Origin of the sequence: Pseudorhodoplanes sp. (assembly GCF_035565795.1) — a bacterium.
Taxonomy (GTDB): Bacteria; Pseudomonadota; Alphaproteobacteria; order Rhizobiales; family Xanthobacteraceae; genus Pseudorhodoplanes.
Genome location: NZ_DATMRV010000225.1, coordinates 1 through 12459 on the forward strand (window position 1 = coordinate 1; position 12459 = coordinate 12459).

The following is a 12459-nucleotide window of genomic DNA, read 5'->3' on the forward strand; positions in this document are numbered from 1 at the left end:
CATGACACCGATTGCACGCGGCTTTTCGTCGATCGCATCCATCTCCCCGAAATAGCTACCGGCATCGAGGTCCTGAAAGACAACCTCGCGCCCGGACGCTTCCGGAATCTTCATGCGGACCGAACCGCTGATGACGAAGAAGACGTCGGCGCTGGTATCGTGCAGTTCCACGATCCAGTCATTGCGGGCGTATTTTCGCCAGGTGACTTGCCTGTCGAGATCGGCGATCGCGGCCGGATCGAGCGAACGGAACAGCGCAATCGTCGCCACCGTCTGGCGAGGCCGGCTGCGCGCCACGGTACGTGGCCGCACATTCGTCTGGATCGTGGACAGGTCCACTGCAGAATTCGCGATCATTGGATTGTCTCGCGCTACGTCAGCGTGGGCGGGCGCTTGCCCCCGGATCTTTCTCCCACCTGAGATGGCGTTTGGCGGGGAAAATCGCGACGCGCGGAAGCTGCAGGGCTCCCATGCAACACCGCGGCTCCCGTCAAGCCACTGAGAAGTCTGAAGAATTGTCTGAAAGATTGCCGGCCGAAGGTCGGTTACGACGCGCCCAGTCCGTCGATCACGCCGCGCATGTAGCCGATGTTGCGGGCCGCGCAGGTGGCTCCGTCCGGGATGTAGATGAACGGCTCGATGCTCGCGTCGCCGGTATAGCCGGTCTCGCGCAAGGCGGCGAGGATCGGGCCAAACTGGAGCGCCCCGTCGCCAGGACCACGACGGTTCGTGTCGTTGAAGTGGATATGCGCGAGCAGCCCTGACGGCATCCATTGCCGGATCAGGTCCGGCACCGTCTGCTTTTCCCAGATCGAAGCCGCGGAGCAATCGATCATGGTGCGCACCGCGGGACTGTCGATCTGCCGGACGATCGCCGCGGCCTCCTCGACGGTGTTGACGAAATTGGCATCCGGCTGGTGTAGCGGCTCGATGCAATAGGTGACGCCCGCCGCTTCCGCGTCTTTTGCGATCGCCGCCCAGCATTCGACACCGCAACGGTAGCTCTCGGTCTCTCGTCCCGCCTCGAGGCGACGCTGCGCCGGCGAGCCGTGCACGATGATGCTGCCGCCAAGGTCGTGGCAGAGCGCGATCAGCCTGCGGATGACATCGACAGTGCGGCTGCGGACGGCCGCATCGGTTGCGGTGATCGACAGCCCTTCGGGCGCCCGCAGCAAGTAATGCAGCCCGGTCACCGGCACGCCGGTATCCTCGGCAATCCGCCTGATCTCCTTTCGCCTCTCGGCAGACAGGAGATGTGGTTCGGTCGAGAGCGTCAGCGGCGCGATCTCAAGGCCGTCATAGCCCATCTGTTTCGCCAATTCGCACTGGCGCGGAAAATCGTAATCGGCGAGCACTTCGCTGCAGAGGGAGATTCGCATTTGCGTGTTATGCCGGATTGCGCCGGAAAATGCGATCCGTCACCGAACGCCGCGCCCGGACCATGGCTGCATTGAGCGATGGCACATTGGTGATGAAGGTCCAGACCACCAGCGCAACCAGAATCACGCAAATCGGCCGCGTCAGGAACGGCAGGAAATCTCCGTCCGTCAGAACGAGGCCGCGCCGCAGGTTCTTGTCGAGGATATCGCCGAGCACGAGACCGAGAACGAATGGCGCGGCGGGATATCCATAGAGCCGCATCACGAACACCAGCGTGCCGAAGCCGAGCATGGTGTAGACGTCGAACAGGCGCGACGACAGCGAATACGAACCGATCACGCACAGCACGAAGATCAGCGGCATCATGATCGAGCGTGGGATCTGCGTGATCTTCAGCATCGGCTTGATGAAGAACAGGCCGAAGAACAGGATGCCGAGGGTGGAGAACAACACCATCGCCACCACGCTGTAGACGAATTGCGGATTCTCGACCATCAGCATCGGGCCGGGCTGAACGCCGTGGATGATCATCGCCGCCAGCAGCACGGCGCAGGGCGCCGAGCCGGGGATCGCGAGCGCCAGCGCCGGAATGATGCCGCCGGGCACCGAGGCGTTGTCGCCGGTTTCGGCAGCCATCAGGCCTTCGATCGAACCCTTGCCGTATTTCTCCGGCTCCTTGCTGAGCCGCCGCGCGGCGGCATAGGACGACCACGCCGCCATGTCTTCGCCGACACCGGGAAGGATGCCGACCCAGACGCCGATGACGCCCGAGCGAAGGATGGTCCGCCAGTAGCTCAGCACGTCCATGAAACGCGGGAGCGCCGACCCGAACTCCATAATTTTCGCGCGTACGGTTTTCTCGCTCATCACCATGAGCACTTCGGAAAATCCGAACGCGCCGACTAGCACGGGGATCAGCCCGAAGCCGCCGGCGAGGTCGGTATTGCCGAACGAGAAGCGCTCGTAGGCATACATGCCTTCCTGACCGATGCAGGCGACAAACAGCCCAAGCAATCCCGCGACCCACCCTTTCAGCGGGTCGGCAGCAACCACGTTGCCGGACATCACGACGCCGAGTAGCGCGAGCCAGAAGAATTCGAAGGCGCCGAAGGACAGGGCGACCTCGCCGAGGAGCGGCGTGAAGGTCGCGAGGCAAATCAGACCGAACAGCGTGCCGACGACCGAGCCCGTGGTCGCGATCCCCATGGCACGCCCAGCCTGTCCCTGCTTGGCGAGGGCGTGACCATCGATGCAGGCTGCGGCATTGGCGGCGGTGCCGGGAATGTTGAGCAGGATCGCGGTGCGGCTGCCGCCATAGATCGCGCCATTATAGGCGCACACCAGAACGAGGATCGCGTGGCTCGGCTCCATCTTCAGCGTCAGCGTGGTCAGCAGCGTGATGACGAGCGTTGCGCTCAGGCCCGGCATGCAGCCGGCGAGAATGCCCAGCAACGTGGCGCCGAAGGCAAGGCCGAGCGCGGTCGGTGTCAGATAGCTTGCGACCGCGTTACCGAAGAGGACGAGACCGTCAAGCATGCCGGGTCCTCAGGGTAACCGCACGAGGAATATGTGTTCGAAGATCAACGCCACGGCCGTCGCGAAGGCCACCGCGAGAATCGCCGCCAACACGGCGCGGTGCTTCGACAATGGCGCCGGCACCGTCGGATTCTCGTCGATGAGGTTGATATGCACGAACAGGAAGGCCGCGGTGAGGACCCAGTAGGGCAGGCCATGTCCCAGAAGGACGCCGCCATAGATCACACACAGGATCCATGACAGCCCGACGCGCCGGATCGCGAGACTGTCATCGGCCGGTGTTTCGTTGACGGTTGCAGCATCGGCGTTATCAGCCGGTCCGAAGTCCGGCGTTGCCGCTTCGCCTTTCCGGAAGACGAGGATCAATCCGAGCAGAGCAATGCCGGCGCCGAGCAGGCCCGGGACAAGGCCGGGCGCGGTCGCGGGATGGATCTGCAAATGCGTCAGACGATCCATCATCCACGAGCCGAAAACGATCGCGGCGCCGAGCACGATCCAGATGATGCCGCCAACGCGGTCGGCGGTCATCTTGCCGGACAATGTCATGGTGCCGCGCTTCTTGTGCTCGTGCAACAATTATGGCTTCGGAATTCCGACCGTCTCCGGCGAGACTTTCGCCTTGCCGGCTTCCTGCAATTGCCATGCGGTGGTCTGGATTGCGGGCATCGCGGCCTTCACAGCGGCATCGCCTGCGACCGGTGCGAACTGGGCGCCGTTCGACTGCGCATATTTCCTGATGGCGTCGGACTTCGAGATCACGTCCTTCCAGATGATGTCGAGCGTCTCGCGCACCGCCGGGGGCGTGTTTTTGTGAACGAAAATGCCGAAATAGTTCGCGTCCGGCTTGAACCCGGCCACCGACTCCGTCACCGCCGGGATCGTGCCGAAGCCTTCGAGTTCGAGCGGCTTGTCGGACAGCACTGCGAGCGGCTTTAACCGCTTGCCGCGGATCATGTTGGCCTGCTCGACGGCGAGCTGCGTGGTGAGTTCGGTTTCGCCCGCAACGGTCGCAACCACGGCCGGATTGCCGCCGTCATAACTCACGTGCTTGTAGGTCAGCCCAAGTGCGCGGGTGAACGCTTCCACCGCGGCGTGGCCCGATGAATTGATGCCCGCAGTCGCAACCGACACGCCGTTCGGCTTCGCCTTCATCGCGGCGACGACGTCCTTCGCATCCTTGTAAGGCGTGCTGTTGTTGGCGCCGAGCACGGACACGTTGATCACGCTGAGATAGGGCTGCCAGTCGGACATCTTGGTGTCGAGCAGACCGCTCACCGCGTAAGTGCCGAGATCCTTCGCCGCACCAGCGGTCCAGGTGTAGCCGTCCTGTGGCGCCTGCATCGCGTTGCGCGTGCCGATCGAGCCTGACGCGCCGGGCTGATTGACCACGACGATCTTCTGGCCGAGCGCCTTTTCGATTTCAGCGGCGGTGACACGTACGACCTGGTCGGTCGAGCCGCCCGCGGCCCACGGCACGATGATTGTGATCGGGCGTTCCGGCTTCCAGGGATAGTTCTGCGCCGATGCGGTACCGGTCAGCGCCAGAATCGCGGACGCAAGAATGGTCGTTGTTCGCACCATCTGTCGTTCCTCCCATGAAACGATATGTAGATCCGGCTTTTTGCCGGTTGTTGTGGATGCTAGCGGGCCGCTGACGCGAGCGACAATGCCGCCCGGCATCGACTTTCTGCTAAGTAACCATCTGGTTACAAGTGCACCATGGCCGGGTGCGAAGCGTCAAGGGGGATTTGGGGCTGCGCACCGCAAGCGCGTGTGAAGCCCGCAGAATGCGTGCCTATGGCCGCAGATAGCCCAGCACCACTTCCTCGATATGCCGGCCGCGTTCCGCCAAGGCCTCCGCGCTGCCGAGGTCGCGACCGAAGATCGTGGACAGCGTGAAGCGGTTGGACATGTAGAAAAATCCAAGCGAGGCGATCGTGATGTAGAGCTGCACCGGGTCGACGCCTTCGCGGAACACCTTTGTCTTGACCCCTCGTGCGAGCAGCGAGGTGATGATCCCGACCAGCGGCGAATGCAGCTCGCGGATCTTCTTTGATGTCTTGAGATGCTCCGCTCGGTGCAGGTTTTCCGTGCTCAGCAGGCTCAGGAATTCGGGATGTTCGATGAAATAGTTCCACGTGAACGCGATCAGTTCGCGCATCGCATCGACGGGATCCCGGTCAGCGAGATGCAGCCTGATCTCTGCATTGCGGATGTCGGCGTAGATTTCCTCGAGTACGGCGAGATAGAGGCCGTTCTTGTCGCCGAAATAGTAATAGATCATCCGCTTGTTGACGCCCGACCGCTGCGCGATCTCGTCAACGCGCGCGCCGTTCAGCCCATGCGTGGTGAATTCCTCGGTCGCGGCCGCGAGGATCGCGGCGCGCGTACGCTCGGGATCGCGCTCGCCGGAGGGGCGGCGCGGCAACTTGGCCTTTGAGGGGGCAGGGGCGTCCATCGCCGTCACGATGGCGCGGAATGACGAGAAAGGCTACCCCGCATTGCCGCCGCCCGCGGCATGCTTGCGAAGCTCCATTTTCGCGATGGTTTCGCGATGTACCTCATCCGGGCCGTCGAGAATGCGGATGGAGCGGGCGCGCGCATAGGCATAGGCGAGGTGGAAGTCCTGCGACAGACCGCCGGCGCCGCAGACCTGGATCGCGCGGTCGACGACCTTCTGCGCCATGTTCGGCGCGACCACCTTGATCATGGCGATTTCCGCCCGCGCCGCCTTGGTGCCGACCTCGTCGATCATCCTCGCGGCGTGCAGGGTTAGGAGCCGCGCCTGGTCGATCTCCATGCGTGATTCCGCGATCCAGTGCCGCGTGACGCCCTGATCGGCCAGCGGCTTGCCAAAAGCGGTCCGGCCCAGCGCGCGCTGGCACAGCGTTTCGAGTGCGCGCTCCGCAAGTCCGATGGTGCGCATGCAATGGTGGATGCGGCCAGGCCCGAGCCGGCCCTGCGCGATCTCGAAGCCGCGGCCTTCACCGAGCAGGATATTCTCGACCGGCACGCGCACGTTATCGAACCTCACTTCCGCGTGGCCGTGCGGGGCGTCGTCATAGCCGAACACCGACAGTGGACGGATCACGGTCACTCCCGGCGTGTCCATCGGCACCAGCACCATCGATTGCTGCTTGTGCGCGGGGGCATCCGGATCGGTGCGGCCCATGACGATCAGGATTTTCGCGCGGGGGTCGGGCGCACCGGTGGTCCACCATTTACGGCCGTTGATGACGTAGTGGTTCCCGTCGCGGCGGATTTCGGTGCGGATGTTGGTCGCGTCCGACGAGGCGACATCGGGCTCGGTCATCGCGAAGCAGGACCGGATCTCGCCATCCATCAGCGGCGGCAGCCAGCGCTTCTTCTGCTCCTCGTTGCCGTAGAGGATCAGCGTTTCCATGTTGCCGGTGTCGGGGGCCGAGCAATTGAAGCTCTCCGGCCCGAGCGGCGACCGCCCCATGATTTCGCAAAGTGGCGCGTAGTCGAGGTTGGTCAGCCCCTCGGCGAAATGCTTTTTCGGCAGCCACAGGTTCCAGAGCCTCGCGGCTTTGGCCTTCGCCTTCAGTTCAGCCGTGATCGGAAGCTCGCTCCAGCGATCCTTCGCCGCCGCGAGCTGGCGCCCGAACACGGCTTCCGCCGGATAGACATGCTGTTCCATGAACGCTGTCAGCCGCTTCGCAATATCCTGCGCGTGCGGTGAGAGCGTTGAAAGCATGTCAGCTGTCCTTGCCGAGCGATCCGAAGCCGCGACCTTCATCGGCGAGCCGCTTCAGCAGCGTCGCCGGCTCATGTTTCTTATCGCCGGTCTGCTTGGCGAACTCCGTCAGGCGGTCCCGGATATAGGGCAGGCCAACCTGATCGGCGTAGTACATCAGGCCGCCGCGCCAGGCCGGGAAGCCGTAGCCGTAGACCCAGATCACGTCGATATCGCCGGGCCGCTGCGCGATGCCTTCCTCGAGGATACGCGCGCCTTCGTTGATCATCGGAAACAGCAGCCGCTCGGTGATCTCTTCGCGGCTCATCGGCCTTCTCGCGATGCCAAGCCGCTGCGAGGTTGCGACGATCAGGGCCTCGACCTCAGGGTCTGGCTTCGGCGTGCGCGAGCCCGCCTCGTAGAGGTAGAAGCCTTTCGAGGTCTTCTGGCCGAAGCGGCCCATCTCGCAAAGCTGGTCGGCGATCTCGGCACGCGCGCCCTGCGCCTTGCGCATCCGCCAGGAGATATCGAGTCCGGCGAGATCGCTCACGCCGAACGGGCCGAGCGGGAAACCGAAGGATGTCAGCGCACCGTCGACATCCTGTGGCAATGCGCCTTCGAGAAGCAGCCGTTCCGCTTCGGTCGAGCGGACGCGCAGGATGCGGTTGCCGACGAAGCCGTGGCAGACGCCCACCACGACAGGTACCTTGCCGATCTTGCGCGCGACGCTGATCGCGGTCGCGAGCGTCTGCGGGTCAGTGTCGGCGCCGCGCACGATCTCCAGAAGGCGCATGACATTCGCCGGACTGAAGAAGTGCATGCCGAGCACCGATTGCGGACGCTCGGTGAAGTGCGCGATCTCGTTGACGTCGAGATAGGAGGTGTTGGTGGCGAGCACCGCACCGGACTTGCCGTTGGCGTCCAGCTTGCCGAGCACCTCACGCTTGACGCCGATGTCTTCGAACACCGCCTCGATCACCATGTCGGCGTCGGCGATTTCGCCGATATCTGTCGTGCCGTGGATCAGCCCGGTCCGTATCTCGACATCCTCAGCGCTCATGCCGCCGCGCTTGGCCGAGGCCTGATAATTCTTGGCGACCAGATCGAGACCGCGTTTCAGCGCGTCGGCGCTGGTTTCGACGACGGTCACCGGCACGCCGGCATTGGCGAAGCACATGGCGATGCCGCCGCCCATGGTGCCGGCGCCGATCACCGCTGCACGCTTGACCTCGATGGGCTTCACGTCCTTCGGCAGGTCGGCGACCTTCGCGGCTTCGCGCTCTGCGAAAAAGATGTGTCGCTGGGCTTTCGACTGTGCACCGTTTTTCAGCTCGATGAAGGTATCGCGCTCGCGGATCAGCGCCTCGGCGACCGGAACATCGAGCGTCCAGCGCAGGGCTTCGAGCGCTTTCGCCGGAGCATGCAGCCCGCGTGCGCGCTTGGCGTAAGGCGCGGCGAGTTCATCGAACTTTGCTGGATTGGCGCGCAGGTCGGCGAGCTTTTCGTCGCGATCGCGCGATCGGGCGAGGAGGCGCTTCTCAGCGACCACGCGATTGGCGAAGGCGACGGCAGAAGACACCAGATCACCGGAGATGATCTCATCGACCAGGCCGTAGGTCTTGGCATCGTCTGCGCTGATCGGGTCGCCGGACAGGATCATCGCCATGGCCTTGTCCATGCCGATGAGGCGCGGTAGGCGCTGGGTACCGCCAGCGCCCGGCATCAGGCCAAGCTTGATCTCCGGCAGTCCGAGCTTCGTGCCGGGGGCGGCCACGCGAAAGTGGCAGCCGAGCGCAACCTCGAGGCCGCCACCGAGCGGCGTGCCGTGCAGCGCGGCAACCACCGGTTTTGGCATGGCGTCGAGCGCTTCGATGACGTCGATCGTGGTCGGGCTCACCGGAGGCAAATTGAACTCGGTGATGTCGGCGCCCGCAATAAAGGTCCGGCCGGCCGCGGCAATCACGACGCCTTTCACATCCGCATCGTCCTGCGCGCGCGAAAGCGCGTCGACCAGTCCCTTGCGCATTGCATTATTGAGCGCGTTGACGGGCGGATGGTTGACCGTAATGACCGCGATCGCACCCTCGCGGCGAAACTCGACGACGTCCGGCACAGCAAATTCCCTAAAGCGTGGCAGGCCTGGCGATATCGCTCAGGCGGGGCTCGGCGGCATGTTTAGGAAGGGGTGGGCAGGGTGTCAAACGGCCGGCTCATCCCAGCATTTCGCTGGTCGCGATTGCAGTCGGTGGGCCCGCCGTGCATGGTCCCCGGCCTCAGCAAGAAAACGGGAACTCCGCTGTGACCTCAATAGACCAGATCAAGCATGACACCGCGCTCGGCAACCGCATCCTCGCCAATGAAGGCATTCTCGACGCCTTCGGCCATGCCAGCATGCGCCATCCGACCAACCCAAACCGTTATTTCCTGTCCCGCTCGCGCTCGCCTGAACTGGTCGAACCCGACGACATCCTGGAATACGATCTCGATTCCAATCCGGTGAAAAAGACCGATCAGAAGCTCTACGCCGAGCGCGTGATCCACGGCGAAATCTACAAGGCGCGCCCCGACGTCATGGCGGTGGTGCACCATCACGCGCCTGCCGTCATGCCGTTCTGCATTTCCGGCGAAGAGCTGAAGCCGGTCATGCATCTTGGCGCCGTCATCGGACACAAGGTGCCGATGTGGGATCAGTATGACGAGTTCGGCGATACCAACCTCTTGCTGGTGAAGCCGGAGGAGGGCGCTTCGCTGGCGCGCGCGCTCGGTTACGCGCCGCTGGTGTTGATGAAAGGCCACGGCGCGACCGTGGTCGGCAGCACGATGCAGGAACTGGTGTTCCGAGCGATCTATTCCTGCCGCAACGCCGAATATCAGATGATGGCCAAGCTGCTTGGCGGGGTAACGCCGCTGCGTCCCGGAGAAGTCGAGAAGGCGGCGCAAATCAACGCCATGCCGACCGCAACTTTCAGGACATGGGAATACTGGCAGGTGCGGCTCGAAAAATCCGGCGGCGGCCTCCCGCGCAGCGGCAAAAAGCCGGTTGGCAGCCGCGCCAAGCGTGCTAGCGTCACCCGCACAACATCGAAAAAAACCAAAGCAAAGGGGAGAAAACGATGAAGCGTAGAGGAGCGGCGGTCGGCGCTGCGATGCTGGCGGTTGTCGCCGCCAGTCCCGCATTCGCGCAGGATCAGCTCAAAATCGCGATCGGCCAGATCAACAATTGGGAAAACCAGCCGCCGACGCTCGGTCAGGATGCCGGCATTTTCGCCAAGCACAATCTCAAGCTGGAAGCGGTCGGCACCCAGGGCGCGGGCGAGACCATTCAGGCGGTGATTTCCGGTTCGGCCGATCTCGGAGCGGGCGTGGGCGTTGCCGGGGTAATGCGCGCCTTCTCGCGCGGCGCGCCGGTTCGCATTCTGCTGCCGGCTTTCACGGGGACTGGCGATCTCTACTGGTATGTAAAAGCGGATTCGCCGATCAAAAGCCTGAGCGATACGACTGACAAGCATACCATCGCGTATTCGACGAACGGGTCGTCATCGAACAACATCGTCGTTGCTTTCGGTCAGGAGCTTGGCGCGAAGGCGAAACCGACCGCGACCGGTGGCCAGCCCGGTACGCTGACCTCGGTGATGAGCGGCCAGATCGACATCGGCTGGGCGGCGCCGCCGTTCGGTGTGAGGGAGATCAAGGACGGTAAAATCCGTATTATCGCGCGCGGCAGTGACGTGCCGTCACTGAAGGGGCAGACGGTGCGTGCGATTATCGTCAACGCCGATTCCTGGAAGAACAAGAAGGACGCCATCCTGCGCTTCGTGAAGGGATATCGCGAAGCCGTCGACTGGATGTATGCCGATCCCAAGGCGCTGTCGATGTATGCACAGAAGATCAAGATGGAAGATCAGGCGTTGCTGAAGGATTCCCTCGCGCAATTCCATCCGAAGGCTGCGATGCAGTCCGATCAGATGGCCGATCTTGATGGCGCGATCGCGGATGCCGTGAAACTGAAGTTCCTCGATAAGCCGTTGACGAAGGAGCAGATCACAGAACTTCTGCAAATTCCGCCGCGCTGAGTGCACGGGTACTGACATCAGGGCCCCGGCTTCGATCAACGCGAAGTCGGGGCTTTTGTTTGTGTCGACGCCGTCCGGTCGGGCGAAGCGCTTTCAGCGCCGCTCAGGAGAGGCGCCATCGATTGCGGCGAGCATTTCACTTCGCCCTTTCGCGACCGCTTCCCTTATATACGGCAGGCGCCCGATCTCGCCCAGTTGCTGCTGCCGCGCGATGGTTCCGGCCGTCATCAGCGGCTCGACGCCAAGCTCGCGCAACGTATCGGCCACTTCGCGCATTTCCGCAGCGCGCCGGATGCCGTGGCTCGCCATCCGCTCAATGTTGTATTCGGACATTTTCGTCCAGTCGATGCCCGGATAGTTGTTGCGGAGCGAGGCCACGACGTCAACATCGACGCCGGCTCGCGCGGCGGCGAGGAAGCACTCCAGCGTCAGCGCCTCGATGCCCTTGATCATCACGCTCCGGATCATCTTGATCGCGGCTGCCGCGCCGACGGCGTCGCCGACGACCTGCGTTTTCATGCTGAGGGCAGCAAGCACCGGTTCGGCTTCCGTGGCATGCGGCCCCGCAAGCATCATCGGCGACTTGTGCCGCGCCGGATGAATGGCGGAGACGATCGCGACATCGACATAGCGGGCACCGTCGCCGAGGATCTTTGCAGTTGCCTGCTTGCGGCCGGGCGACACCGAGTTGACGTCGAGATAGAGGGGCTTGCCGTCCAGTTTGCCTGCGACCGATTGCGCGGCCTTGGAACTCGACGCGGCGGTGACCGCTGCAATCACGATTTCCGCGTTGCGTACGGCGTCCGCCGCGGAGGACGCCACCCGAACGCCCGACGCTTTCGCGGCCTCGATCAGTTTTGCGCCGGCGGCATCCGGAAACAGAATGTCCCAAGCCGCAATGTCTACGACACCGTCCTCGCGCAGACCTGCTGCCATGGCCTGGCCGGCCTCGCCGAATCCGATGAACGCAATGCGCGGACTCATGACTCGCCCTTGAGTTTCTTCTGGATGCGCGCATCGAAGCGGTCGACATTTACCACCACGCGGGTGTGGGTGCCGTCGCCGATGCGCTCCCTGTCGTCAAATGCTTCGACCCGGAACGTGATGTTGCGGCCGTCGATCTTCGTAACTTCGGCCGTTGCCCGCAACGTCATGCCGACCGGCGTCGCGGCATAATGGCCGACATCGAGATGGGTGCCGAGGCTCTGATGTCCGGACGGCAGCAGGTTCTCGATCGCGTCGAGCGCGGCCGCCTCCATCATGTTGATCATGACGGGCGTGGCGAGAACGCGCACGCGGCCCGATCCGACGCGCGGCGCGGTCTGATCCTCGCCAACGCGGATGTGAGCTTCGCCTTTCAGGCCGATAGAAAGTTTCGATAGATCGGTCATGTGCGCCTTCGCCTTTTGTCGGTCTTATACGCGAATTGCGGACAGCTTACAGGCTGCGGAGCTACAGCATCTCCAGGGCATATTTCTTGTTCGGCGGCGGAAATGCGCGGTCGATGATCGCGCGATCGTCGTCCGTGAGACGTAGATCGAGCGCCGCGAAATTCTCGCGAACATGCGCCGGATTTGTCGCCTTCGGGATGACGATTGTCGCCGGCTCTCCGAGTAGCCAGGCAAGCGCCACCTGCGCCGTCGTCGCGCCGTGCCGCTGCGCGACTTCTTTCAGCGCGGCGACGCCGAGAAGGCGGCCCTGTTCGATCGGCGAATACGCCATGATCGGAATGTTGCGCGCGCGGCAGAATGGCACGAGGTCATATTCGATGCG

At 63.4% G+C, this 12459-nt stretch carries 13 protein-coding genes; 2 read left to right on the forward strand and 11 right to left on the reverse strand.

What is annotated here, in order from left to right; genetic code table 11:
- From VNZ93_RS19960 to VNZ93_RS19995, 8 genes are all read right to left on the reverse strand, one after another.
- On the reverse strand, positions 1–357 hold a 357-nt coding region (locus VNZ93_RS19960), incomplete at its 3' end, for a cyclic nucleotide-binding domain-containing protein (protein WP_325709274.1).
- 188 nt (positions 358–545) lie between these two features.
- Positions 546–1379 (reverse strand): sugar phosphate isomerase/epimerase family protein, encoded by an 834-nt coding sequence (locus VNZ93_RS19965; protein WP_325709277.1) that lies wholly within the window; start codon positions 1377–1379, stop codon positions 546–548.
- 7 nt (positions 1380–1386) lie between these two features.
- A complete protein-coding gene (locus VNZ93_RS19970; RefSeq protein ID WP_325709280.1) occupies positions 1387–2916 on the reverse strand; it encodes a tripartite tricarboxylate transporter permease in 1530 nt (509 codons plus the stop codon).
- A 9-nt stretch (positions 2917–2925) separates the two neighbouring features.
- On the reverse strand, positions 2926–3489 hold the full coding sequence (locus VNZ93_RS19975; protein WP_325709283.1) for a tripartite tricarboxylate transporter TctB family protein: 564 nt from the start codon (positions 3487–3489) through the stop codon (positions 2926–2928).
- Positions 3490–3492: 3 nt separating this feature from the next.
- Positions 3493–4497 carry a tripartite tricarboxylate transporter substrate binding protein gene (locus tag VNZ93_RS19980; protein ID WP_325709286.1) on the reverse strand — a complete coding sequence of 335 codons (1005 nt, stop codon included), beginning with the start codon at positions 4495–4497 and terminating at the stop codon, positions 3493–3495.
- A gap of 214 nt (positions 4498–4711) precedes the next feature.
- Positions 4712–5374: a TetR family transcriptional regulator gene (locus tag VNZ93_RS19985; protein ID WP_325709289.1), complete on the reverse strand. Its 663-nt coding sequence runs from the start codon at positions 5372–5374 to the stop codon at positions 4712–4714.
- 33 nt (positions 5375–5407) lie between these two features.
- Positions 5408–6634: an acyl-CoA dehydrogenase family protein gene (locus VNZ93_RS19990; RefSeq protein WP_325709292.1), complete on the reverse strand. Its 1227-nt coding sequence runs from the start codon at positions 6632–6634 to the stop codon at positions 5408–5410.
- Position 6635: 1 nt separating this feature from the next.
- Positions 6636–8726 (reverse strand): 3-hydroxyacyl-CoA dehydrogenase NAD-binding domain-containing protein, encoded by a 2091-nt coding sequence (locus VNZ93_RS19995; protein ID WP_325709295.1) that lies wholly within the window; start codon positions 8724–8726, stop codon positions 6636–6638.
- 185 nt (positions 8727–8911) lie between these two features.
- On the opposite strand from VNZ93_RS19995, the gene VNZ93_RS20000 reads away from it, so the two are divergent.
- Together VNZ93_RS20000 and VNZ93_RS20005 are read left to right on the forward strand one after the other, a co-directional pair.
- Positions 8912–9730, forward strand: coding sequence for a class II aldolase/adducin family protein (locus VNZ93_RS20000; RefSeq protein ID WP_325709298.1), 819 nt, complete (start codon positions 8912–8914; stop codon positions 9728–9730).
- Positions 9727–10686 carry an ABC transporter substrate-binding protein gene (locus tag VNZ93_RS20005; RefSeq protein ID WP_325709301.1) on the forward strand — a complete coding sequence of 320 codons (960 nt, stop codon included), beginning with the start codon at positions 9727–9729 and terminating at the stop codon, positions 10684–10686. The genes VNZ93_RS20000 and VNZ93_RS20005 overlap by 4 nt, the downstream gene beginning before the upstream one ends.
- Before the next feature lie 93 nt (positions 10687–10779).
- On the opposite strand, the gene VNZ93_RS20010 is transcribed toward VNZ93_RS20005, so the two are convergent.
- From VNZ93_RS20010 to VNZ93_RS20020, 3 genes are all read right to left on the reverse strand, one after another.
- Positions 10780–11670: an NAD(P)-dependent oxidoreductase gene (locus VNZ93_RS20010; RefSeq protein WP_325709304.1), complete on the reverse strand. Its 891-nt coding sequence runs from the start codon at positions 11668–11670 to the stop codon at positions 10780–10782.
- Positions 11667–12077 carry a thioesterase family protein gene (locus VNZ93_RS20015; protein WP_325709306.1) on the reverse strand — a complete coding sequence of 137 codons (411 nt, stop codon included), beginning with the start codon at positions 12075–12077 and terminating at the stop codon, positions 11667–11669. The genes VNZ93_RS20010 and VNZ93_RS20015 overlap by 4 nt, the downstream gene beginning before the upstream one ends.
- Positions 12078–12138: 61 nt before the next feature.
- The coding region (locus VNZ93_RS20020; protein WP_325709309.1) for an aldo/keto reductase at positions 12139–12459 on the reverse strand (321 nt) is incomplete at its 5' end.